The sequence below is a fragment of the Marispirochaeta aestuarii genome, from assembly GCF_002087085.1.
GTDB classification, from domain to species: domain Bacteria; phylum Spirochaetota; class Spirochaetia; order JC444; family Marispirochaetaceae; genus Marispirochaeta; species Marispirochaeta aestuarii.
In genome coordinates this window covers 18,898-43,292 of sequence record NZ_MWQY01000028.1, presented here as the reverse complement: position 1 = coordinate 43,292, position 24,395 = coordinate 18,898, and the positions used below count along the sequence as shown (strand labels likewise).

At 55.9% G+C, this 24,395-nt stretch carries 19 protein-coding genes; 7 read left to right on the top strand and 12 right to left on the bottom strand.

All coding sequences use genetic code 11. The features are described 5' to 3' along the window. The first annotated feature begins 137 nt into the window (after positions 1-137). The gene (nadA, locus tag B4O97_RS17765; protein ID WP_083052861.1) at positions 138-1,154 is read left to right on the top strand and encodes a quinolinate synthase NadA; all 1,017 of its coding nucleotides are present in this window, start codon (positions 138-140) and stop codon (positions 1,152-1,154) included. On the opposite strand, the gene B4O97_RS17760 is transcribed toward nadA, so the two are convergent. The 4 genes from B4O97_RS17760 to B4O97_RS17745 all read right to left on the bottom strand — a co-directional run bounded on the left by B4O97_RS17760 (position 1,135) and on the right by B4O97_RS17745 (position 4,645). Next, positions 1,135-1,650, bottom strand: coding sequence for a ribonuclease toxin HepT-like protein (locus B4O97_RS17760; RefSeq protein ID WP_083052860.1), 516 nt, complete (start codon positions 1,648-1,650; stop codon positions 1,135-1,137). The genes nadA and B4O97_RS17760 overlap by 20 nt on opposite strands. Further along, on the bottom strand, positions 1,634-2,002 hold the full coding sequence (locus tag B4O97_RS17755) for a nucleotidyltransferase domain-containing protein (RefSeq protein ID WP_083052859.1): 369 nt from the start codon (positions 2,000-2,002) through the stop codon (positions 1,634-1,636). The genes B4O97_RS17760 and B4O97_RS17755 overlap by 17 nt, the downstream gene beginning before the upstream one ends. Before the next feature lie 42 nt (positions 2,003-2,044). Further along, on the bottom strand, positions 2,045-3,457 hold the full coding sequence (locus B4O97_RS17750; RefSeq protein WP_083052858.1) for an MBL fold metallo-hydrolase RNA specificity domain-containing protein: 1,413 nt from the start codon (positions 3,455-3,457) through the stop codon (positions 2,045-2,047). Between the two features lie 75 nt (positions 3,458-3,532). Continuing rightward, complete coding sequence (locus B4O97_RS17745) at positions 3,533-4,645, bottom strand: PQQ-dependent sugar dehydrogenase (protein WP_198947097.1); 1,113 nt, start codon at positions 4,643-4,645, stop codon at positions 3,533-3,535. A gap of 129 nt (positions 4,646-4,774) precedes the next feature. Here B4O97_RS17745 and B4O97_RS17740 point away from each other — a divergent pair, with 129 nt between their 5' ends. Beyond that, positions 4,775-6,784, top strand: a complete 2,010-nt coding sequence (locus tag B4O97_RS17740) for an FAD-dependent oxidoreductase (RefSeq protein ID WP_083052857.1) — start codon at positions 4,775-4,777, stop codon at positions 6,782-6,784. On the opposite strand, the gene B4O97_RS17735 is transcribed toward B4O97_RS17740, so the two are convergent. Both B4O97_RS17735 and speA read right to left on the bottom strand, forming a co-directional pair. Further along, the gene (locus B4O97_RS17735) at positions 6,781-7,356 is read right to left on the bottom strand and encodes a GNAT family N-acetyltransferase (RefSeq protein WP_083052856.1); all 576 of its coding nucleotides are present in this window, start codon (positions 7,354-7,356) and stop codon (positions 6,781-6,783) included. The genes B4O97_RS17740 and B4O97_RS17735 overlap by 4 nt on opposite strands. 15 nt (positions 7,357-7,371) lie before the next feature. Continuing rightward, a complete protein-coding gene (gene speA, locus B4O97_RS17730) occupies positions 7,372-9,294 on the bottom strand; it encodes a biosynthetic arginine decarboxylase (protein ID WP_332891447.1) in 1,923 nt (640 codons plus the stop codon). A 170-nt stretch (positions 9,295-9,464) separates the two neighbouring features. On the opposite strand from speA, the gene B4O97_RS17725 reads away from it, so the two are divergent. Together B4O97_RS17725 and B4O97_RS17720 are read left to right on the top strand one after the other, a co-directional pair. Next, a complete protein-coding gene (locus B4O97_RS17725; RefSeq protein ID WP_083052854.1) occupies positions 9,465-11,132 on the top strand; it encodes a FecR family protein in 1,668 nt (555 codons plus the stop codon). Positions 11,133-11,171: 39 nt separating this feature from the next. Next, entirely contained in the window at positions 11,172-11,420 is a 249-nt protein-coding gene (locus B4O97_RS17720) for a hypothetical protein (protein WP_083052853.1), read from the top strand. On the opposite strand, the gene B4O97_RS17715 is transcribed toward B4O97_RS17720, so the two are convergent. Beyond that, on the bottom strand, positions 11,380-14,496 hold the full coding sequence (locus B4O97_RS17715) for an efflux RND transporter permease subunit (protein ID WP_083052852.1): 3,117 nt from the start codon (positions 14,494-14,496) through the stop codon (positions 11,380-11,382). The genes B4O97_RS17720 and B4O97_RS17715 overlap by 41 nt on opposite strands. Further along, on the bottom strand, positions 14,493-15,599 hold the full coding sequence (locus tag B4O97_RS17710; RefSeq protein WP_083052851.1) for an efflux RND transporter periplasmic adaptor subunit: 1,107 nt from the start codon (positions 15,597-15,599) through the stop codon (positions 14,493-14,495). Before B4O97_RS17710 ends, B4O97_RS17715 begins: the two co-directional genes overlap by 4 nt. Before the next feature lie 89 nt (positions 15,600-15,688). Between B4O97_RS17710 and B4O97_RS17705 the strand changes: the two genes are divergently transcribed. Both B4O97_RS17705 and B4O97_RS17700 read left to right on the top strand, forming a co-directional pair. Then, entirely contained in the window at positions 15,689-16,591 is a 903-nt protein-coding gene (locus B4O97_RS17705) for a cobalamin-dependent protein (protein WP_083052850.1), read from the top strand. Further along, entirely contained in the window at positions 16,588-18,042 is a 1,455-nt protein-coding gene (locus B4O97_RS17700) for a deoxyribodipyrimidine photo-lyase (RefSeq protein WP_083052849.1), read from the top strand. Before B4O97_RS17705 ends, B4O97_RS17700 begins: the two co-directional genes overlap by 4 nt. A 21-nt stretch (positions 18,043-18,063) precedes the next feature. Here B4O97_RS17700 and B4O97_RS17695 read toward each other — a convergent pair whose 3' ends face one another. The 4 genes from B4O97_RS17695 to B4O97_RS17680 all read right to left on the bottom strand — a co-directional run bounded on the left by B4O97_RS17695 (position 18,064) and on the right by B4O97_RS17680 (position 22,956). Next, the gene (locus tag B4O97_RS17695; RefSeq protein ID WP_158084383.1) at positions 18,064-19,305 is read right to left on the bottom strand and encodes an MFS transporter; all 1,242 of its coding nucleotides are present in this window, start codon (positions 19,303-19,305) and stop codon (positions 18,064-18,066) included. A gap of 152 nt (positions 19,306-19,457) precedes the next feature. Then, positions 19,458-19,727 carry a hypothetical protein gene (locus tag B4O97_RS17690; RefSeq protein ID WP_083052847.1) on the bottom strand — a complete coding sequence of 90 codons (270 nt, stop codon included), beginning with the start codon at positions 19,725-19,727 and terminating at the stop codon, positions 19,458-19,460. Further along, on the bottom strand, positions 19,721-21,109 hold the full coding sequence (locus B4O97_RS17685; RefSeq protein WP_083052846.1) for a TrpB-like pyridoxal phosphate-dependent enzyme: 1,389 nt from the start codon (positions 21,107-21,109) through the stop codon (positions 19,721-19,723). The genes B4O97_RS17690 and B4O97_RS17685 overlap by 7 nt, the downstream gene beginning before the upstream one ends. A gap of 101 nt (positions 21,110-21,210) precedes the next feature. Then, positions 21,211-22,956, bottom strand: a complete 1,746-nt coding sequence (locus tag B4O97_RS17680; RefSeq protein WP_158084382.1) for a sensor histidine kinase — start codon at positions 22,954-22,956, stop codon at positions 21,211-21,213. A 207-nt stretch (positions 22,957-23,163) separates the two neighbouring features. Between B4O97_RS17680 and B4O97_RS17675 the strand changes: the two genes are divergently transcribed. After that, complete coding sequence (locus B4O97_RS17675) at positions 23,164-24,390, top strand: HD domain-containing phosphohydrolase (protein WP_083052844.1); 1,227 nt, start codon at positions 23,164-23,166, stop codon at positions 24,388-24,390. Positions 24,391-24,395: the final 5 nt, after the last annotated feature.

Sequence of the window (24,395 nt, the reverse complement as noted above, 5' to 3'; positions counted from 1 at the left end):
GACGAGGCTATCGACCGCCGCCTGCCTGGATGAGTTTATGTGCGTTCGCCCTGGGCCTGATGCCATTGAACAGACTTCAGCTTCCGGTATAGATTAGATACGTACTAATCTATTCGCCCATCCGAAAGGGGGTTCCCATGGTAACCGCGGATACGCTTTTTTCCCAGCTCCAGCAGGTAAGATTCTCGAGCATCAGGGACGAGGATCTGAAACAGCACATAGAAAGATCGATGCCCGTAATAGAAGAGATCGAGAGACTCAAAAGAGAGAAAAACGCGGTCATCCTGGCCCACTCCTATGTTACCCCGGACATCATTTACTCCGTGGCGGACTATTCCGGGGACTCCTACGAGCTCTCGAAAAACGCCCTGGAGGCGGAGGCGGACCTGATCGTCTTTGCAGCTGTCCGCTTTATGGGAGAAACCGCCAAAATCCTGAGCCCCCATAAAGAGGTGCTGATTCCCGGGACCGATCCCGCCTGTTCCCTGGCGGACAGTATAAGCGCATCCGACGTACGCAGACTGAAAGAGGAATACCCCGACTACGCCTTTATCTGCTACATCAACACAACCGCGGCGGTAAAGGCGGAATGCGACGTCAGCGTTACCAGTTCGAACGTCTATAAGATCATTGAGAACTACCCGTCGGATAAGATCTATTTTCTGCCCGACAGACTGATGGGCATGAATATCATCGACGAGATGCAGCGCCGGGGGATCAAAAAGGATATACGTCTCTGGAACGGCACCTGCTATGTACATGAGGAGTTCGAACCCAGGATGATCGACGAGTTCCGCTCAGCCCATCCGGACATCTACGTCATGGCCCACCCCGAGTGCAAGCCGGAGGTGATCCGCAAGGTCGATTATGTGGGCTCCACCAGCCAGATGTTCAAGAAGATCCAGGAGCTTCCGGGGGAGAAGGTGATGATGCTCACCGAATGCGGGCTCATCAGCCGCATCGAAGTGGAGAAACCCGGCAAAAAGTTCCTCGGGACCTGCCAGATGTGCAAATATATGAAGTCCAACAGCCTGGAGAATATTCTGCGGGTTCTGAAGGATCCCAGGCCGGAAGACTATGTACAGCTCGATGAAGAGCTACGCCTGCGGGCCATAAAGAGCCTGGAGATGATGTTCAAATACGCCGAGGGCTGAAAGACCTGCTACCCGAGTGCAAGCTTTTGAATTGACTCAACAAAGGTAGAATGGGCATCGGAAAAGCCGCGTCGCAGATCTGGTATTTTTTCTGAATCAGCATAATACGATCCTGATCGAGTCGGTCATCATAAAGACTCAGAAAAACATGGCGGAATCCCCGAAGTTCATCTATTGTTCGGGCAAGAGCCCTGGATAACAAACGTGGACGAATCCCCGGTAATTCAAGCTGCATTTTATCAATAAGATCTTTATGCCAGGAATCAGAGGAAAGGTCATTTTCAAAGGTTTTACTGATAAGAAGAAAATAGTGTTCCATGGCTGTATAAATTGCGTGCAGAGTATAACCCAGAGCCGCCCAATCGAGAGAGTCGTCTGCTCCCTGCTGCAGACGCCCATAAGCCTGCCGGTTCAGATCAAAATTACTTTCTATTGCACCAAATTCGAGTTCCAGTCGGGCAACCAGAGTAATGATAGATTCAGGATTTCGGTTCATATACCACTATCCCTTTACTGTCGATTTCGTTACGAATAAACGGTGCTGCTGCACGATAATCCACTAAATCAACTTTAAAAATGCTGTCAAGAGTCAAAGCAACACAACGATAGTATCCGCTCCCCTCAAAGGAAAGATCAATATCAAAATCAAGTCGATCGGAAACTCCGCTGGCCAGAGATCCAAAGAGTGCAATTCTTCCCAGGGACGGATCTTCGGCACGAAAAGACTCAATCAGACGCCTGATCTCTCTTTTTACTTCGATGGTCCTTTCATGTATCAGTATTAACTGGTCCTTCTTCCAACTGGACTGCCGTTCTCTGACCAGTTGTACAAGTTCCGGATTTATCATGAAATAATTATGCCATACTCCCCAGTCTTTACCCAGGAAGACCTACAACTCGTAAACCTTCCCGGCCTCGACAATCTCCACCGCCTGCACCCCTGCCTCGAGAAGAACCTTCTGAAGGTGGCTCTGGGCTTCGTCCTCCCCGTGGACCAGAAAGACCTTCTTCAGCCGCTTGAGGTCCAGCTGCGTTATGTAATCCTTGATCTCATTGTAGTCCGCATGGGCACTGAAGGCGTCGATCTTCTCAACCCGGGCCCTCCGGACAAAGGTCTCCCCGAAGATCTTCAGCTCCTTCTGTCCTTCGACAATACGTCTTCCCAGGGTGTGCTTCGCCATATAGCCTACCACCAGGATTGTGCTGGCGGGGTCGCCCACATGCTGCACCAGGTGGTGGCGGATTCTGCCGGCCTCGCACATGCCGTCGGCGGAGATGATGATGGCCGGACCCCTGACATCGTTTATGTCCTTGGACTCCTGGACGCTGGCGGTATAGCGCAGATTATTGAAGCCGAAGGGATTCTTGTGGTGCTGAATGAATGCTTCGTGGGTAGCCTCGTCGTAACATTCCGGGTGAACCCGGAAAATGGAAGTCGCGTTGGTAGCCATGGGACTGTCCACGAAAATGGGGATCTCGGGGATTTTTCCCTGGTCGGTCAATAAATGAAGATAGTAGATAATCTCCTGGGTACGCTCGACGGCAAAAGCGGGGATTACAACCTTCCCCCCCTTAGCGGCGGTGGAGCTGACGACCTCCGCCAGTTTCTCCATGGCATCCCGGGTGTTCCCGTGAAGCCTGTCGCCGTAAGTACTCTCCATGATCAGGTAATCCGGATCCGGGATTCTGTCGGGATCCCGTATAATGACCCGGTCTTTTCTACCCAGGTCTCCGGCGTAGACTACCCTCACAGGATCGGAAGAATCCTTGACGGAGACATTCAGTACCGCCGAAGAGGAGCCCAGGATGTGACCGGCGTCGTAAAGGCTGAGTTCTATCTGCGGCGCTATATAGATCGGTCTGCGGTAGCCGATCGTCACAAACTGGTTGACCGCGTCGACGACATTCTGCTCTTCATACAGCACCTCGCCGTCAAACTCCTGGCCGGCTTTCTGAGCCTTCTTTTTGAGGAACTCGATGTCCCGGGCCTGTATCTTGGCGCTGTCCATCATGATCAGGGATGCCAGGTCCCGGGTGGCCGGGGTAGCATAGATATTACCCCTGTAGCCGCCTTTGGACAGGAGGGGCAGCATGCCGCTGTGGTCAAAATGGGCATGGGTCAGTACGACGGCGGATACGTTTTCGATATCCCCGGGGATCGCCCGGTTCTTCTCTTCCGACTCCTTTCTGTGTCCCTGAAAGGCTCCGCAGTCTATCTGGACCCGTGTTCCGTCAACTTCGAGGTAGTGGCGGGAACCTGTAACCTCCCGGGCCGCTCCTCTGGAGTAGATTCGTATGCCCATACAATCTCCTTTGTTGTTCTCTACCCTGTAGCATAACCCATCCGGGATCAGGATGCCAGAGCATCTGTGGATTATTCAGGATTCAGGAGGTTCCAGCCGGTAGAGGCTCCCGTTCCGCTCATCAGTCAGGATACACAGAGCGCCCTCCGGTCCCTGTCGGACATCACGAATCCGGCCGACACGCTTCTCGAGCAGGACCTCCTGGGAGACTATGCGTGTGCCCTCCCGTACAAGGCGTCGCAGATGCTGTCCTGCCAGGGCCCCGACAAAGATGTCCCCCTTCCAGGATGGGAAGGCATCCCCGGTATAGACCGCCATCCCGGAAGGAGCTATGGAGGGATCCCAGTAGACAAGGGGCTGCTCCATGCCCGGAGCGGCCGTACCGATCCCGATCCTGGAACCATCGTAATTCCTGCCGTAACTGATGCGGGGCCAGCCGTAATTAGCACCCCTCTTTATTATATTCACTTCGTCCCCGCCCCGGGCACCGTGTTCATGGGCCCAGACCTCCCGGCTTACAGGATCGAAGACCATCCCCTGCACGTTCCGGTGGCCATAGCTGAAGGCCGCTCCGTAGGGATTATCCCCGGGGATACTACCGTCATCACGAAGACGCAGGAGCGTACCGGCATGGTCAGAGAGATCCTGGGCCCTCCCGGATTCTCCCCGGTCGCCCAGGGAAACATACAGGTAGCCCTCATCGTCAAAAACCAGCCGGGACCCGAAATGACGGGTGGTGCTGCCGGCATTATCTGCAGTAAAGACCCTTTCGAGATCAGTCAGTCTGTTTCCGTCAAGACGGGCGCGGCTGACCGCAGTGGAAGATCCCCCGGAAGAAGAGACAACATGGCTCATATAGATCCAGCCGTTACTGGAATAGCCGGGATGCAGCACAATATCCAGGAGTCCCCCCTGCCCCCCGGCGTCGATCTCCGGAAGCCCGCCGACTTCACTGCGCCGTCCCGAGGCAGCTTCGACCCGCCAGAGTTTTCCGGACCGCTGGGTAATCAGCACATCCCCCCTGGGCAGAAAGGTAAAAGACCAGGGATTGGGGATTCCCTCGGTTACGGTTACAAGCGCGAAAGACTCCTCCATGGAGTCGATTCTTCCTCTTTCCGGCCCCGGTGCCCCGAATCCGGCATATACGAAAATGATCGCAGAAAAAACCAGGAAAAATACTCGTTTCATGTATTGAAGGTAGTAATTGTTGAATTATATAGTCAACTTTTTCCTGGTATCGTGAGTTTATTGAAACTCCTTGACAAAAGTCTTTATATATAATATTCTCTATATATAGATACTTAGAAGGAGTTTTGTATGCAGAAATTGCTTATTATCGGCGGAGTTGCCGCAGGCGCGACTGCCGCTGCACGGGCACGCCGCCTTGACGCGAAGGCTGAGATCACGGTTCTTGAAGCAGGGCCGGATGTCTCGTTTGCAAACTGCGGACTGCCCTACTATATAGGAGGCGATATCGACAGTCGCTCCAAACTGATTCTCCAGAGTCCGGAGAGCTTTAAATCCCAGTACAACGTTACGGTAATCACTGAAACGGAGGCCCTGAGCCTAGATCGGGAAGGAAAGAAGGTACGGGCCCTGCATAAACCCAGTGGAGAAGAAAGGGAATACTCCTACGATTCCCTTATCCTTGCCCAGGGTGGCAAGCCCCTGGTACCGCCTTTGAAGGGTGTCGGGCTGGATCACGTCTTCTCCCTGTGGACCCTTCAGGATATGGACGGTATCGACGATTTTATCCGTACCAGGAATCCGGAAAACGCCGTTGTCGTGGGGGGCGGTTTCATCGGCCTCGAGATGGTGGAAGCCCTTCGCAAACGGGGACTGCAGGTGAGTGTCGTGGAGCGGCTCCCCCATGTCATGCCCGTCATGGAAGGCGAAATCGCGGGCTTCCTTCAGGAGGAACTCCTCTCCTACGGCGTGGGGGTCTATACCTCCCGAAGTGTCGAGGAGATCAGCTCCAGCCAGGTACTGCTGGACGACGGAACGCGTTTGCGGGCGGACATGGTGCTTATGTCCGTGGGGGTTCGCCCCACCCTGAAACTGGCCACCGAAGCCGGCCTGGAGCTCGGGGATGCCGGAGGACTGCTGGTGGACCAGTACCTGAGAACTTCTGATCCCGGTATCTTCGCCGCCGGTGACATGGTGGAAATAGAACACAGGATCAACGGGGCCAAGGTGCGCATTCCCCTGGCGGGGCCCGCCAACCGGCAGGGACGTATCGCCGCCAATAACGCACTGGGGGTTCCCAAGAGTTACTCCGGTTCTCAGGGAACATCCATCGTCCGGGTCTTTGAGGCCGTAGCGGGAAGCACCGGCCTGAATCTGAACCAGGCGCGGCAGGCTGGCTTCCGGGCCGAGGCGGTTACGGTACACAAGGAACACCACACCTCCTACTATCCCGGATCTCAGCAGGTTACGGTGCTGGTTATCTACGACCGGGAAACGGGACGTATCCTGGGCGGCCAGACCGCAGGCTACGCCGGAGCCGACCGGCGTCTCGATGTCCTGGCAACAGCCGCAGCCGCGGGCATGAGGGTGCATGAGCTTGCGGAACTCGACTTGGCCTACTCTCCGCCCCTGGGAAGTGCCAACGATGCCATAAACATGGCCGCCTTTGCCGCAGAGAACCGGATCTCGGGCTACAGCCCCGCCCTTACGGCGGCGGAACTGGACCAGTTTGTCCAGCGGCATAAACCGGCCTTTATCGACGTCCGGGACTATTTCGCCTTCGAACGCTCCCACGTCAACGGAGCCGACCACGTACCCCTCACTCACCTGGCCCAGCGGATCGGTTCCATCGTTAAGGACCGTCCGGTGATTGTCTACGATGATACGGGGAAAAAGGCCCACCAGGCCCTCCGTCAGCTGGTGCAGGCCGGTTTTGACGAGGTGTACAATCTGAGCGGCGGGTACACCAGCCTTGAACGCCACGCCCGGGCCCTTGGCTTCAGCCACCTGCACGTTCCCCTGCTGCAGCCGGAGGAGAAGAGCCTTGAGGGCAACGGTGAAGAGGAAGACGAGCTTGCAGTACAGGAATCCGCCGGCACCCTGAGCGGCCACGGAACCCTTGTAATCGATGTCCGGACTCCAGAGGAGTTCAGTTTTGGAGCCTATCCCGACTCAGTAAATATTCCCCTGGACGCCCTGGGATATCGGGCTGAGGAGATTACCGACAAGAACCGGGAAATCATAGTCTACTGCGCTTCCGGCGCCCGGAGCGCCTACGCATCCCGCATGCTGAGGCAGATGGGCTTCTCCGACGTGAAGAACGGCGGAGGACTCATGGACATGATGGAGAACCTGGCCTAATAGGCGGGACCGCACAGATCGATCTGTCCCGCGGGCCAGTCAAAACCTGCGGGATAGATCATGACCACATCGTCCCAGAATACAGAACGGCGCAGGGCTTCCGGATCCGCCTTGTCCGGGGTCAGGGAGTTGATAAAGGGGTTATCCACCCGGCGGCAGCCGAGACTTTCGTAAAACGGGGCCACCCGGTAACTGGTCTGAAAAAGGCTTACCCTGTACAGGCCCTGGCCGACAAAGGAGAAAGCCTTTCGTACCACCCCAGCCCCCAGGCCCTGCCCCCGCAGATCCGACCTGACACAGACACCGCTTAAAGCCATAAGCGTAAGAGACCCCCGGGGAGTACGAATCTCCCTGGGAAAAATCAGCGCCGCGGCGACAGCGGCATCCTTTACCCGGAAAACCGGATACCCCGCCGGAAGTTCCCCGCTGATCTCAGCGGTGCGGGCCATTTTCTCCCCGTAGTATTCCCGGCTGTGGTCCGGCCAAACCGACAGCCACAAGCCGGTAATGGCATCCCTGTCCGCATCGGTATACGCGTCTGCAGGAATAAAGCTGTAGTCGTAATCCTTCATTATTTTCTCAACACCTTACCATTCGTAGTAGGTGTAGCCCCTCAATCCCGCCTCGTAGGCTTCGACTATCTCCCGGCGTTCCTTGGGAGCGAGCAGCCTGCAGCGTACGGCACGCTCGGCAAGGGAACGGAAGCCCCGGATCAACTCGTTGGGATCGTACTCCACATAGCTCAGGACATCCGCCACCGAATCGCCCTTGGTCTCATGCTCGTAGACCACCGTACCTTCGTCATCCAGACTGATGGAGACGATGTTGGTATCTCCGAAGAGGTTATGAAGGTCCCCCAGGGTCTCCTGATAGGCCCCCACAAGGAAAATCCCCAGAAAATACTCTTCATCCGATTTCAGATCGTGAAGGAGCAGGGAGTTCTTGACCCCCTGCAGATCGATAAACCTGTCGATCTTGCCGTCTGAATCGCAGGTGATGTCCGCCAGAACCGCGGGACGCCGGGGTTCCTCCCGAAGACGATGAATGGGCATGATGGGAAAAAGCTGATCTATGGCCCAGGAATCGGGAAGGGACTGGAAGATGCTGAAATTTCCGTAGTAGGTATCGTGAATGACCCGGTCGATCCCGGTGAGGTCTTCGGGGATATAATCCATTTGCCTGGTGGTCCTGACGATTTTGTTGATTACATGCCAGAAAATCCGGTCCGCCAGGCTCTTTTCCCGCAGACTGATGGTCCCGTGGATGAACAGACTGTGCAGCTCGTCCCGGTAATAGATGGCGTCGTTAAAGGCCTCCTGAGCGTTTTTGGCGGTAATGCTCCGGGCTGTTTCTCTCAGGTTTTTCAGGTAGCTGTGACAGCTCTCCGGCAGCTCTTCGGGGATTTCGTCATGGGCCGCCTTGTTGATGTCCAGGACATTAAAAACCAGTACCGACGAGTAGGCTACAAGGGAGCGTCCGGATTCGGAGACAATGACGGGGTGCTCAACGCCTTCGGCATCAAGGGTGGACATGACAATCTCCACAACATCGTAGCAGAACTCCTCCATGGAGTAGTTTTTGCTGGAGGCGAAGTTGGTCTTGGAGCCGTCATAGTCCACCGCAAGACCGCCGCCTATATCGAGAATGCCCATCCTGGCACCTTCGCGCTTCAGTTCAGCGTAGTAGCGGCAGGCCTCGGTCAGGGCAATACGGATATTCCTGATGTTCGGCAGCTGGGATCCCTGGTGGTAGTGGAGCAGCTCCAGACAGTCAAGCATGTTCCGTTCCCGCAGCAGGTCGACACTTTCGGTAATCTGGAGCGCCGTAAGACCGAAGATGCTCTTGTCTCCCCCGGACTCGGTCCAGTGTCCTTCCGATTTGGCGGTCAGTTTTATCCGCAGGCCCAGGGAGGGTTTGACCCTGGCCTTTTCCGCGCGGCTCAGAACCAGTTCGAGCTCTCCGGGACGCTCGACTACAATGATGACCTTGAGCCCGAGCTTGTTGCCGTAGAGGGCGAGATCGATAAACTCCTCGTCCTTGTAACCGTTACAGACAATGTAGCTTTCCGGATCATGCATGTAACCGAGGGCGGCGATGAGTTCAGCCTTGCTACCCGCCTCCAGACCGTGATGATACTTCCTGCCGGCCCGTACGATCTCGCTGATGACCTCCTGCTGCTGATTCACCTTGACCGGGAACACCCCGCGGTATTCCCCCTTGTAGCCGTACTCCCTGATCGCCTTGGCAAAGCTTTCGTTCAGGAGGATAATACGGGAGTCCAGAATATCCCTGAACCTGAAGAGCACGGGCATGCAGAGGCCGCGCTCCTGTGCCCCCTGGGCCAGGGAGTGAATACTGACGTCACTCCAGGAATCCCCTTTACGCAAACGGACCGTAACATCGCCTTCGGGAGAGACGCCGAAATAGCGGCTCCCCCAGTGATCTATTCCATACAGCTCCCTGGAGTCTTCAAGAGCCCATGGAGCAGCTGTTTCCAGAATTTCTTTCAAGATCAATCCTCGCTTGGAAAAATCTGCACTGAATAAGGGAGGACCCATCCTCCGTAAAATTCAGCCTACCGCCTGTCACGGGGGATGGTCAAGCACCGGAAACCCGGGCTTATATTTCGTTGGGAAAAACTGCTGAAAAAACCTCCCCGCTGCAGTATACTCAATGCGTAATGACTCCCGCATCACCCGCTCACAAGCTTTTCCTCACCGCCGCAGGGCTTCTGCTGGGGATAATTCTCTATCTCTTCTATTTTGTGGGAGGATTTCTTACCCTGGCGGGTTTTCTTGTGGAGCGGGCTACCCAGCCCCTGCCACGGGTGGGAGCAGTACGGGAAACCGCCGGTATGCAGACGGAGCTGCTGAGCTTTATGGAAGCCCTGGAGCTCGGGCAGATCACCATCATCAGGGAAGAAGCCCTGGACCGCATGATCTCCGCCGTTACTGCACGGGAAGAAGCCCCCGACAGGAGCGTGGATATACAGAAGATCAGCCTTGATCTGGAACCCGGAGAGATCAGCCTTTACGCGGACCTCGTGATGGTCCCGCCGGAGTCGCTTACCCCGGGATGGATACGTCTGCGCCCTCTTGCAACAAAGGTCAGAGCGGATCTGGCGCTGCGGCCGGAAGAAGACGGAATCATCCTCTTTTTCAGAAACATGAGCCTTTCCAGACTCAGAGTTCCCGAAAGAATAGCCGAAGGCCTGTTTTCTGCTCTTATTCCGGAAAATACCGGTCTCCCCTTTACCCGGGTTTCCCGAACAGCCCTTTCTCTTCCCTACAGCGAGCTGCAGCAGGTACTGCCTCCGGTACTCAGGCTGGAGGGTCTCGAAGCCAGAAAGGACGCCCTTGCCGCGGAGCTCAGGATAGATCCCGATCTGCGGAAGTCCGTTATGGATGAACTCAGTCTCCTGCTTCGCAAGGAGGGCACTGACTTCGCGGATGCGGTGGCAGCAGCCTTCCCGACAGGACAGGAAACGCTGAAAGAGGCCGCCCGGCGTCTTGCCGGACTAGGTGATCCCGACGCCCTGATTCCGCCGGAACCCACCGCCCTGGTCAGTCGTGTTCTCGGGCGGGTCAGGGTGGAGAACCCGAAGGGGGGAGGTATCCTGCCCGTCACCGGCGACGATCTGTATGCCGATACCAGACTCCGGACCGACGCCGATTCCTCCCTTGAGCTCATACTGAGGGACGGCAGCATACTCAAAATCGGGGAGGAGACAGACTTCAGCCTGCTTCAGCTTCCTGCAGGTCCGGATAAGCCCGCCGCCAGATTCAGCCTGCTGGAAGGCAGTGTCCGGGGCCGCATTGTCGGAAAGAACCGGCCGGATTACCGTTTCAGCACCCCCGGGGCGGAGTACCTGGTAACCGGAACGGACCTGGTGCTGGAGGTGGAAAAACGGCAGATCCTGCTGAGCGTACTTGAAGGCAGCGTTGCCTGTGAACCTGAAAAACGCCCCGCCAGTGAAGTTGGTGCGGAACAGCAGCTGAGCGCCACTCCCAGGGAACTGACCCGAAGGAAAGAGGATGCCCTTCCGGCGATTTCCCTACATGAGGACGAGAAGGAGCGCATCGCCAGGCTTATGCAGATCTTCACCCTTCCGGGAGATCTTGCAGAGATCCGGGAAACAAGACGCTTCTGGGAGAGCCTCGACGCCTTCAAGAATATCACCGGCAGAATCATCGGTATGGACGAGGATTCCCGTGCCCGTCTGGGAACGGAACTCGAAAAGAGGGTCGATCCCGAGGCGATTGACCACAGCTTCAGGGTCATGATGAAAAACCCTGACTTCGCCGCATTAATCGACTCCTACGGGATTGAAGGGATACCCTATCCATGATACATACAGCAGACACAAACAACAGGAGAAGCTCGTACCGTGGGTGATCAACCTTTAGACAACAATTCGATATTTACCCGATACCTGATTCGCCTGCTTCTTTTGGGAATCCCGGTAATCAACGTCATTGCGTCGCTCCTCTGGGGCTTCGCCGGGAGTGACGAAGAGACCCGGAGCTTCGGACGGGCGGCACTGATAGTTATCGTAACCTTCGCGGTTCTCTTTCTCATCGGCGGCCTGGTGGCCTTTACCTTTCTGTCTCAGCGTCTCTTTGAGCTGATTCCCTGAGGGCATCCATCCTGCCGGGACGGTCGTAGAAGATTCCGTAGATCAGCGGAATAACCACCAGGGCCGTCAGGGTGGAAAAGAGGAGTCCGAAGATAATGGTACTGGCCATGGGTGCCCAGACCACCGACCTGCCTCCGATGCCCAGGGCCGCCGGAAGAAGTCCCGCAATGGTGGTTACCGATGTCAGGAGTATCGGCCTCATCCGCGCCGCCGCTGCATCGAGAACAGCCTGCATCACCGGAACATCCTCTTTCCTGTTCTCGTTGATGAAGCTGATCAACACAATACTGTCATTAACGGCAATCCCCGCCAGGGCGACGGCAGCGTAGAGAACCGTTGTGGAGAAGGGGGTTCCCGAAACGGCCAGGAAGGTAATGATCCCCGCGAAGGCAAAGGGAAGAGTCACAAGAATTAGGAAGGGCTGGGTATAGGAAGAAAACTGGGAACCCAGAATCATGTACATCAGGAAAATGCCCAGCAGGAATATCCGCAGGATCTGGAGGAGAAGATCGTCCAGATCAGAAAATTCCCCCCCTACTTTCAGCTCAACTCCGGGATATTCCGGATTGAGTTCTGCATCATAATACTCCCGAATCTCCCGGTTGATCTCCCGGATGTTCTGTTCATCGTAGGCGGAGGCCTCTATGTTTACCTCCCGCTTGCCGTCAAGACGCTTGATGGAAGCCAGAGGCACCGCCTCCTCGAGGACCGCCAGGGAAGAGAGGGGAATCTGTCCGCCCGATGGAAGGGGGATCTTCATCTCGTCGATGGCGCCTATATCGCTGACACCCTCATCCGACGCATACCGTACAATAACCGGGACCTCCTCGTTGCGGATAAAGTAACTTCCCGCCGGTATGCCCTCCAGGGCGGAACGCAGGTAGCTTCCCACGTAGCCTGAAGATATGCCGAATTCAGCGGCCCGATGGGAATTGACGACAATCCGCATCTCCGGGGTTCCCGCCTCGATATTGTCCCGGATATTAAAGAGCTCGGGATACTGCGTAAGCCGTTCACGCATACGGGCGGCGACCCGACGCAATTCCCCGTAGTCATCTCCGAACAGACGATACCCCACCGGCGGCGAAACAGGAGGTCCGTTAACCGCCTTACGAAACGCCACCTCCTCTGCGCCGGCGATGTCGGCTGTGAGGGCCTCGATTTCGCCCATGATGACGCTGATAGGACGGGTCCTGCCTTCCCTCTGCTCCGCCAGGTCCACAATTATCTGGGCCAGGTTGCCCTGCCTGGCATTCGCGTTCTCGCTGCCCCGGAAACCGACGGATGTGGCCAGGCCGGTGATTTCACCGTTTCCAACCAGGGGGAGAATCCGATTCTCGTACCGGACAACAAAATCGGAAGTCCCCTCGGAGGGGGTCCCGACGGGCATTTCGATATCGATATAAAAGAGGGAAAAATCCTCGGCGCTGAAAAGGTCCTGCCGGATAAAGGGGACAAGAGAAAAGGACACGACAAGAAAAAGAAGGGCCCCGGCGAGGGTACGTTTTTTCCGTTTGTACAGAAAGGCCAGCATCCGGGCAAAAGATCTCTGCAGCCCCTCCAGGGGCCCGGCAAGAATTCCGGCTTTCTTTTTCCTGCCTCCCGGCCACTCTGCGTAATGGGCGGGAAGAAAAACCAGCGCCTCCAGGGTGGAAGCGATAAGGGCCACGGAAACAGTAAAGGGTATAACCCGCAAAAATCTGCCGATTGTCCCGGGGAGCAGCATCAGGGGCAGAAAAGCGGCAACGGTCGTTCCCGTGGCCGCGAGCACCGGCCCCACGACCTGGTTGGCCCCGCTCATCGCCGCCTGCAGCCGCGTAAAGCCCTGCTGCTGCAGCCGGTAGGAGTTTTCCACTATGACTATACCATGGTCCACGATCAGCCCCAGGACCAGAACCAGACCGAACAAGGTGTTGGTATTTATGGTCTGCCCGCTGAGCTCCAGTACAATCAGGGTAATGGCAAAGGAGACAGGTATTCCCAGGCCGGTAATAAGGGCGTTCCTGAGACCCACAAAAAGAAAGAGAATCAGCGTCAGCAGAAAGAGGCCGAAGAGGGCATTACTGCTTAATACATCGATGCTGTTGCGAATCTGTACCGTGGAATCGCCGAAGGTATCCACCTGTATTCCCACGGGAATGTAGCGGCTGAAGCGGGAGATCACTTCTCTGACCCCGGAAACAAGCTCCGCGGAATCACCCCCGCTTACCTTGGCCACCCTCAGGATTATCGCCTGGCGTCCGTTAAAGCGGGCCTGAATCCCCGATTCTTCGAAGCCTTCGGAAACCCCGGCCAGATCACCGACCCGGATACTTCTCTGCAATCCGGAGGAGTCCCGGTGGATCGCGAGCTCGGAAATTCCCGTGACGTCCGTGGTATCCCCCTGGGTTCTGACGATATACTCACGGTTGGCCGTAGACGCCGTACCCGCCGGAATCGACAGATTCACCCCGTTTATGGTATCGGCAATCTCCCCGAGAGAGACTCCCAGGGACTCGCTGCTCGCCCGCAGTACATCCACGTGGATGCGGCGTTCCCGGGACCCTACAGAGGTAATCTCCGCCACCTCCGGGATTCCTTCCAGGAGATCCTCGAGCTCATTTGCGGAAGAGCTGAGAAGCTGGTAATCCACATTGCCCGAGAGTACAACTTCGATAACAGGTAGAAAATCAGCCGCGGAAAAATCGTCAAGCTGCGCTTCCAGGGTCCCCTCGGGAAGCTCCACTGATGAGAATCGTGTCCTGGTCTCCTGGAAAAGGCGGGCAAACTCATCCGCATCGATTCCGTCCTCAAACTCCACCCGGACCCGGGAAAGCCCTTCACTGCTTACGGAGCTGACGGATTTAAGGCTTTTGAGCCCCTGCATCACATTTTCAATTTTGATCGTGACAGATCGTTCGATATCCTCAGGGCTGGCCCCCGGATAGGGTACGCTTATGGTAACCCAGAAGAAGGGTACCTCTGAGAACTGCTCCCTGGGCATGCGCTGGAGACTTAAAAGACTCAGCACCAGCAGGGCAAACATGAGAATATTCACCAGGACGTGATTCCTGACCGAGAAGGATCCCAGGTTCATCTGTTCTGCATCCCTTCCCGGACAAGACTGACCTCCGTCGCCCTGACCGGGTCTCCGTCCATAAGCCGCCGGGTTCCTGATACTATTACCCGGTCCCCGTCTTTCAGACCGGATCCGACGGCCGCAAAATCCCCGTGCCGGTCAAGGACCTCCACGGGAACAAGACGGGCATATCCGTCGCGAAGTAAGAATACCTCATTACGTTCTTCACTCCCCTTAAGAAGCGCAATGCCTGGAACAAGGAGAGCCTCCTTCTCAAGGCTGGTTTCCACCACAACCCGGGCGGCCATTCCCGGTTTAATACCGGAATCCGAAGGAGCCGAAAAGGAGAGCTCCACCTGATACGTTGCCGTTGTACCGCCGCTTCCTGCCGCCACTGCCTCCACTGTACCAGAAAAGGACGACGTTCCTGCAGCCTGCACATGAATTTCCGCTCCGGCCCCGGGTCCGACAAGCCCTATCTGTCGTTCACCAAGTTCAAGTATCATCGTAAAACCCGAAATATCCGCCACCAGCGCGATCATGCTGCCGGTATTCAGATAGTTTCCGGGAGAAGCGTTCTCATCAATCCAGATTATATGGCCGTTCATGGGGCTTCGGACTGTTCGGTCTTCCAGAATTCTGAGACTCTGGTCATAGGCAGCCCGGGCGCCGCGTTCACTGCTTCTGGCCCGTTCCAGATCGACCCGGGAAGCGTTTCCCCGCTCATACAGGGAACTCAGAACCTCCAGATCTGCCCTGGCAATCTCCCACCCTGTCCGTGCCTGCTCCGCTGCATAGGAGGCCAGTTCGTCATCCAGACGGAGAATCACATCTCCTTCCCCGACCTCCTGACCAAGACGCACCGGAAAAGACATGACCATTCCCTGGCTTGTGGTCACTATGCGAGCCTCATTCCTGCCCCGCACGGTCCCGGTGGAACCTATGGTGTTGTAGAGTTTTCCCTGTTCCACGGAAACAACCTCAACCGCCGGTGATGGATTTTCGCCGGTACCAGGAACCCAGGTTGCACCGGATACCGAGTCCCGGCCCCGGCACCCCGAGAGCAGTATGAGCAGCAGCAGAGACGGAAAAAGTATTCCTGGAGTTTTCTTCAAAGCCATATAAAAAAAATATATTACATTATGCCATGAAGCAAGATATTTTTTGACACTCTTTCACATTTTGTGTTAATTTATCCTTCGGAGCTTATATGGAACAGCAATTCGGTCAGTGGCTGCGGTACTACCGCAAAAAAAACAGAATGAGTCAGAAGCAGGTTGCCCAGGTATTGGGAGTAGGACAGACAACCATAGCCAACTATGAAAATAACAGCCGTTTTCCGGACCAGCAGAAACTCGTGGCCCTGGCGGAGCTCTTCGACGCATCCCTGGACAGGATACTGGGAGTCCGGGCAAACACAGATGCCATCCCGGATTCTGAAAGACGAGATCCAGAAAAGCCCCTCTCCCCAAAGGAGATGATCAGCTCAATCCTGGGAGGCAGGGATCTGGAAGCCTGGGAAAAGGTGGAGCGGTCAGTTAAATCCGGTGTCCCCATGAAGGAAATCTATCTCCGCAGTCTGGAACCTCTCCTGATCATGACAGGGGAACTCTGGGCCGAAGGCAGTATTTCAGTAGCGGAGGAGCATATAATCAGCCACGCCGTGGAAGGATTCATGGAGCGTCTGCGGACCTGTTACCCCGGGGTTCCGCCATCGGACAAACTGTGCATCTGTGCCACCGTTCCGGGAGAGAGTCACAGCATCGGAATCAGGATGCTCCGGGACCTGCTGGAGCAGGCCGGCTGGCGGGCATTTTTTCTGGGAGACAAGGTCCCGACGGACCAGTTGATATCCCTTCTTCTCTCCGCACGGCCTGATCTGCTGGCATTCTCCGCCACCCTCAGCGAAAACAGGGACTCCGGGGAACTGCTGATCCACAGGCTGCGCCGGGAAGCACCGCTTGCCCGTATTCCGGTTATTCTGGGAGGAAGGGCTTTTGAGGAAGGTCGGGAGGGTCTTAAAGACCTGTCCGCCTGTAAAGTTGCAGGCTCCCTGGCGGAGGGACTCCTTATTGCCGAAGAGCTTGTACAGTATAAGGTATACAGCCCATGAATGCCGCAGATAAAGCAGTAGCCTCATCCGCGAAGTCCCTTCCGACAGAAGAACTGAAGAGAATCTTCGGTTCCAGAATCCGCATAAGCCCGGGCACTGCTCCGCAGAAATCGCGCTTCGTCCTTCTCTGGGTTCAGCAGGCCCTCAGAGTCCGGGACAACCACGCCCTTGCAGCGGCGATCATCACAGCGAACACCATGAACCTTCCCCTCTACGCCTGTTTCTGCCTGGTGCCGGACTATCCCGGAGCAAACAGCCGGCATTTCACTTTTCTGCTCCAGGGTCTGATCGATCTTGAGACTTCCCTTGCAAAGCTGGGTATACCTCTTATCCTGGATCTTGCACATCCGGAGGAAGGGATCCCCCGGGCCGCAAAGGAAGCGGCCTGTGTGGTCTGTGACACCGGCTATACAGCAGTACAAAGAAAATGGCGCCGGGAGATCGTCAATAGTCTTTCACGGCCGATGATTCAACTGGAAAGCGATGTTGTTGTGCCCCCGATGCAGGCGAGCGACAAGGAGGAGTATGCCGCCGCGACCCTGCGGCGGAAGCTCACCCGCCTTATCGACCTCTACCTCGCTCCTGTGGGCACCCTGCCGGATTTGAAAAATCCCCGAAAATCATTAAAGGATCTGCCCTTCAGGCCCCTTCATTCGGAAAAACCGGAATCGGTGCTGAAAAACATGACTGCCTTCGGCATACAAGAGGCAGCAGCACCTCTTGCGAGTGTACCCGGAGGCGAGAGGGAAGCCTGGAAGAGACTGGAGAATTTTCTCGCCGGGAATCTCTCCCATTATCATGATTCCCGTAACGATCCGGGGCTAAATATTCAGTCGGAACTCTCCCCCTACCTCCACTTCGGCAACCTTTCTCCGGTAAGTGCGGCCCTGGCGGTCATGGCTTCTTCCCGGGATGATCCCCGGCTGACGGAAGGGGCCGCCGCATTCCTGGAGCAGCTGATTGTGCGCCGGGAACTGGCGATCAACTTCTGTCTGCATAACCCGGCCTGTGACAGTCCCGATGCCGTCCCCGCCTGGGCACAGGAGAGCCTCGACAGCCACGCCGGTGACGAAAGACCCGAGGTCTACGCCAGGGAGCAGCTGATCGCAGGGGAGACCGGCGACCCCTTCTGGAACGCAGCACAGAAGGAACTCCTGCTTACCGGAAAGATGCACGGTTATATGCGCATGTACTGGGGAAAACGGCTTATTCAGTGGATGCCGGACTGGCGGGAGGCCTACAGGCTGCTCATCGAACTGAACGATACCTACAGTATCGACGGCAGGGACTGTAACGGATACACCGGTATCGCCTGGGTTTTCGGCAGGCACGACCGCCCCTTCCCGGAACGACCGCTGTTCGGAAAGATCCGTCCCATGGGAGCGAAGGGACTGAAGCGAAAATTCGAGATGGACCTGTACCTGGAGAGGATATCCAAGCTTCAGATATAAGGCGTTATCAGGACTCAGAACCTAGAGAACTTCCCGCTCTCTTACCGGCGGCTTGGCGATAAATGCCAGTCCGAGGATCAGCATTCCCAGGATTCCTGAGCCCCAGCATATCGGAGAGTAGCTGCCGAAGAGTGAAAGGGACAGACTGAAGAGGTAGGGTCCGGCGGCGGATCCCGCAACGGTCATTCCCATGGCGAAACCCGAGATTGATCCCAGATGTCGTATGCCGAAAAACCGTGGCCAGGTAACGGTACTTAAAAGATTCATGATCCCGCCGCTTATTCCATGCCCCAGAATCATCAGGAAAAAGAACAAGCCGTCCTTTAAGAGGGCCACGGCAACAAGTTCAATAAGCAGACCTGCGAGCAGCATAAAGAGAAATATTTTCAGGGGCATCCGGTCACTGGCCCAGCTGGCACCAACATTGAACACCAGGGAGATCAGCGCCGCAGGAAGGAAAATCGAGACTGCTTTTTCCGCTCCCATGCCCGCTTCATCGAAGATGGAGATAATGTGGAAGGTGACGGCGGTTATTACCAGACTGAAAAGGACCAGAGACATGGCATACACCCAGAAGGTGAGGGTTCTTCTTGCCTCCGGCAGGGTGTAGTCGGGACCGGTCCGGGTTGAAGGATCGGAATCATCCGCGTCATCCGCCGGGGCCGGGGATCCGTCCGGACGTAAACCGCAGATAAAGGGATTGTCCCGTGCGAAGAGAAGAAATACGCCGGAAAAACCGAAGAGCAGGACCATCCCCATGACCCGCATGGCTCCGCGCCACCCGAAATCCTCGATAAGGGAATGGAGCAGCATGGGGGCGGCGGAAAAACCGAAGCTCACGACAATTCCGATAACCGCGTTGGCAAGGCCCCTGCGGCGGTCAAACCACTTCATGGCCATGTTTCGGCTCAAGAGGGTGAGAACCCCCTGGCCGAGAAAGCGCATGAAAAAGAAGCCCCCGGATATAAGCAGAAAACCGATGAAGACATCGCCGGCGAAGGGAAAAATCCGGAAGATGAAGGAACGGATTCCGTCGACGGCGGAAACTCCGAAAAGGGTCAGCCCCAGGAGCAGAACAACCACTGTGCCCATAAGCCGGGCTCCGACACGGTCCAGGAGCTTACCCGCCTGAGCAAGGATAAGGGCGCTTCCCACCGTCCCCAGCAGGTATGCAAGGCTCAAGTTTACCCGGCTCAAGCTCAGGGCTTCCATAAGGTGGTCCGTGAAAACCGAGACACCCATGGTCTGTCCGGGTATGCTCATCAGCATCCCCAGGGACGAGAGACTGAGGATTATCCAACCGTAAAAAAAAGAAAAACGGCGCGGGTGAAAAGGGACACCAGCGCCTCGTGATTCAAATCGCATAATAGGAAGGGAGTATATCCCCGGAGCATCCCTTCATTCAAGGGCGAAAACTATTCGGCAGTTCCGGATCTCACTTCCCTGGCCCGGCGTATCAGCTCGTAAAGCTGGGCCGATTTGGGGGGCGCGGAGCTTCCGGGGAGGGATTCCGCCAGTTCTGCGGCAAGTTCCCGAACCCCGGGGTCTCCGACCCAGCACTCCCTGATACTGCTGCAGGGTGTGCCGTCGGCGGTAAGCCGGCAGTATCGGAAAGGTACCGAATGACCCAGGCGCCGGCAATAGCGCTCCTTCCCATCCGGATACCCGGTCCGTTCTTCTACCATCGTCCGCTCTTGACGGTCTCGGCTCGTGGAAATCCCTCCAGGGCCTTCAGGTTCTCATCCAGTTCTTCCTGGGGAAACTCGTAATCGTGGAGTTCACCGTTCATGTAGGCCTCATAGCCCTTGAGGTCAACCAGACCGTGGCCGCTCAGGTTAAAGACAATCACCTTCTCTTTGCCCTCTTCCCTGGCGCGCGTTGCCTCCTGAATGGCCCCTGCAACAGCGTGGCTCGTTTCCGGAGCCACGATGATCCCCTCTGTCCGGGCAAAGGTCATGGCCGCTTCGTAGCATTCAAGCTGATGGATGGACCGGGGATTCAGAAGCCCCTCCACAACCGCCTGGGAGACGAGGGGCGCCATTCCATGGTAACGGAGGCCTCCGGCGTGTATCGGCGGGGCCACAAAGTTATGCCCCAGGGTGTGCATCGGCAGAAGGGGGGTCATACCGGAGAAATCCCCCAGGTCGTAAGCAAAGGGCCCTCTGGTCAGGGTGGGACAACTGGAGGGTTCCACCGGAATAATCTCTATGTCCGCGCCGTTGATCTTTTCGTGGGCGAAGGGAAAGGCCAGTCCCGCAAAGTTACTGCCTCCGCCGGCGCAGCCGATAACGATATCCGGGAGTTTCTCCCCGAATTTCTCCAGCTGTTTCCGGGTTTCAAGGCCGATTACCGTCTGGTGAAGCATGACGTGGTTCAGTACGCTTCCCAGGCTGTACTTCGTTTCTCCCCTGGGATCGGTAACCGCGGCTTCAACGGCCTCGCTGATGGCAATACCGAGGCTGCCGGGGGTATCGGGATATTTTGCAAGGACGTCCCTGCCCGCCTGGGTTTCCGTACTGGGGCTGGGAACACAGTCGGCACCCCAGGTCTGCATCATCAGTTTCCGGTAGGGCTTCTGGTCGAAACTTATGCGCACCATGAAGACCTTGCACTCCAGGCCGAACTGGGCGGAGGCAAAGGCAAGGGCGCTGCCCCACTGGCCGGCTCCGGTCTCGGTGGTGAGCCGTTTAACCCCGGCCTGCTTGTTGTAATACGCCTGAGCCACTGCAGTGTTGGGTTTGTGGCTGCCCGCGGGAGAGACGCTTTCGTTCTTGTAGTAGATTCGCGCGGGGGTTCCAAGGAACTTCTCCAGTGAGTATGCCCGGTGCAGAGGAGAGGGCCGCCACTTGGCCAGGATGCTCAGAACCTCCTCCGGAATATCGATCCACCGCTCCTGACTCACCTCCTGCTCTATCAGGGACATGGGAAATATGGGGGCGAGCATTTCCGGGGTTACGGGGTTTCCGTCGGGCCCGAGGGGCGGCTGCAGCGGGGACGGCAGATCTGCCGCGATGTTGTACCACTGCCTGGGCATCTCATCTTCACTCAAAAATACACGGGTAGCCATGGTTCCTCCTTAAAGCGGCCACAATGTTACTATACGCAGTAACATTAGAACATCACCGCCGGCGTTCTGTCAAGTAGAAACAGCCAAAAAGAGAGGTTCTGCTATACTTCCTCCAGATCCCCCAGCTCGTCGTCGCTTCCAAGTCCCAGGAGGGGCAGCATTACGGTGAATATCGCACCCCCCAGGGAGGAATCTCCCACCAGAATCCTGCCGTGGTGCTTGTGGACCACAATATCATAGGAGATACTCAAGCCCAGCCCGGTCCCCGAGCCGACATCCTTGGTGGTAAAGAAGGGATCGAAAATCTTCGATCGAATTTCAGAGGGAATACCGTGGCCTGAATCTTCAATGGAAAAGCAGGCAAAGGAGTCGCCGCTGAAGGTGGAAATAAGAATCCTGCCCTTCTCGCCTTTTTTTACTCTGTCCCTCACAGCCTGGGCTGCATTTACAATCAAGTTCAGCATAATCTGCTTGATCTCCCCCGGCCTGCAGCGTATTACCGGCAGATCGCTGAGCTCCAAGGAGACGGAGGCGTGGTATTTGATTTCGTTCCGTGCAATTACCAGGCTGCTTTTCAGGGCCTTGTTCAGATCCAGTTCTCCCACATCTCCCGAACGGCTGTCGTGGGAGAAATTCCTCAGATTCTGGACAATATCCATCATGCGGTTCATTCCCTCCTCCGTTTCGGTAAAAACGGCCCCCAGATCCGCCTTGATCTCATCGATTCTGTACTTTTGCCGCAGCTTCTGCAGAGCTGCAATCTTCTCCGGGGTAATGCGTCCTGAAACATCGTCAGCAAAGCTGATCAGAAATTCATTGTAGCGTTTGAGTGTGGAGAAATTGCTGCGTACGAACCCCAGGGGATTGTTGATTTCATGGGCCAGTCCGGCGGCGAGCTGCCCGATGGAGGCCATCTTTTCGGTCTGCACCATCTGTGTCTGGACCTTCTTCAGCTGATTATTGGCTTCGCTCAGCTCGATATTGGCGTTGAAGAGCTCCTTCTCAAGTTCGATACGCTCGCTTATATCCTTGATTATTCCGGTATACGATTTGACCTCTCCCAGGCTGTCGAAGGAGGCGCTGGCACTTTCCAGACAGAAGATCTTTTTTCCTTCCCGGTTGACGAGAATGACCTCCATGTCCCGGATCTCTCTCTGGGATCTGATCATTTCAAAGTAGAAATCCCGCTGTTCATCATTGCTGAAAAACTCGTGAAAGCGCCGGCCCCGGAGTTCCGACTCCGTATTATAGCCAAGGAGTTCAAGTCCCGCCGGATTCAATGCAAGGATCCGCCCCCCGGCGTCGGTATGATACACAAGATCCATGGACTCTTCGAAAATAAGCCGGTACAGCTCTTCCGAACTGCGCAGGGCGGTCTCCGCCTTTCGTCGTTTTTCCGTTTGAATGTGGTCGATATAAAAATGCTGGGTCACGGCATTCAGGGTTTTCAGCAGTGTCGGGTTTTCCAAGGCTTCCCGGCCGCAAAAAGACCGGTCCCTGTCCACGAACTGAAAAACGGCGTACACCCGCCCCTGATAGGAGAAGCCCAGAAGAAGCGCGTTTTTTCCTTCAAGACCGCCGTACAGTGAACGGTAGTGCCCATCACGGCAGACAATCTGCTTTTCCCGCAACTCATCCAAAACACCAAACACATGTCTATCCGGCGGTCCGGCAAATTTTTCCTGTTCCGGCACCTTGATCCGGAGGGCCGGATCCCTGCTGAAGAAATGAAAATCAATGGGAATAGTATTTTCAAAAAAGACAAGGATAAGGCTTTTCGACCCCATGGCGCTGTTCACAACCCGCAGAAAGGAGTTGAAACCCTTGCCATGTACAAGATCCAGCATGCCTTCTGCCAGAAGTTCGCTGGTATCCTTGAGGGATCTCTTTTTACGTCTGCAGGTTCTGAACAGAATAACAGATAATATGAAAACCAGGCACAATCCAGGAACTGCCCAGAGATATAGAATGCTCATGTATACAATATATGGAGAAAATAGATTTATTGTAAATAGCACTTGATCTTTTCTTAACACAAATTGTAATATTTATTTATGAGTTCCTATACAATCCTGTTTGTCGACGACGAGTACAACATTCTCCAGTCCCTGAAGCGGCTGTTCTTCGATTACCCCGAGTTCGAGATCCTGACCGCCCTGAGCGCCGAGGAGGGGGCCGGGATTCTGGCGACCCGCGAGGTGGATGTTCTGATCTCCGACGAAAAGATGCCCAAGATAGCAGGGAGCCAGTTTGTTCACTATGTAAAAGAGCGCTTTCCCGATGTGGTCCGCTGCATTCTGACCGGCTATGCAAATCCGGAGAATATTCTGAAGGCGGTAAACAAGGGAGAGGTCTACCGCTACCTGGTTAAACCCTGGAACGACGGGGACCTTATTAGCACTGTGCGCAGTGCCGCGGAATACGGAAGGCTCAAGCGCTACAACAGGGAGCTGGAAACCCAGCTGAAGGCCCAGAACGAGTCCCTGAAAAAGGAGGTCGCCCGGCGGACCGCGTACCTGCAGAAGGCTTTGACCACCGTCAAATCGGAGCAGGCTAAGGCAGAGGAGACCCTGGGAGGCATCGTCACACTCCTGTCACACATGATCGGTCTGGTACATCCCGATATGCAGGAATTCTCCTCACGGGCCGCGCGCCTGGCGGAACGGATCGCCGTGGCCATGGAGCTTGAGCAGGATGAGCTCTACAATATCCGTACCGCCGCCCTTCTGCAGGAAATAGGCCTTTTTGAGGCAAACAGCGGAGACCACCTGAATGCCGACCACGCTGAAGACGGGGCCAGGCTTCTGAACAAGCTCTCGGCACTGGGCCCAATAGCGATTCTGATAAAGCACCACCACGAACGTTTCGACGGAAAGGGAGAACCCGGCGGTCTCAGCGGTGAGGAGATCCCCCTGGGCTCCCGGATTATCCGGACCGCGGCGGATTATGTACGGCTGATCTATGAAGAACGGATGGAACGTTCGGCGGCCCTTGAAAAGATGACCCGGGGAGTACAGACAATCTATGACCCGCAGGTCATCCGGATCCTCAGGGATCAGGAAGCCGCCGTAAAGGACAGCAAAGATTCCGGGATCCCCATCCAGATCAAGAACCTTGCCGCCGGAATGGTACTGAAGAACGACCTGATACTGAAGAACGGCGTCCTGGTGCTCCCCAAGAATACGGCCCTGACCCAGAGCATGGTGGAGCACCTGCCGAACTACCGCTTCCTGAATCCCGAAGAGACGGTCTATCTCCGGGCTGTTCCGGAAACAGAATAGAACAT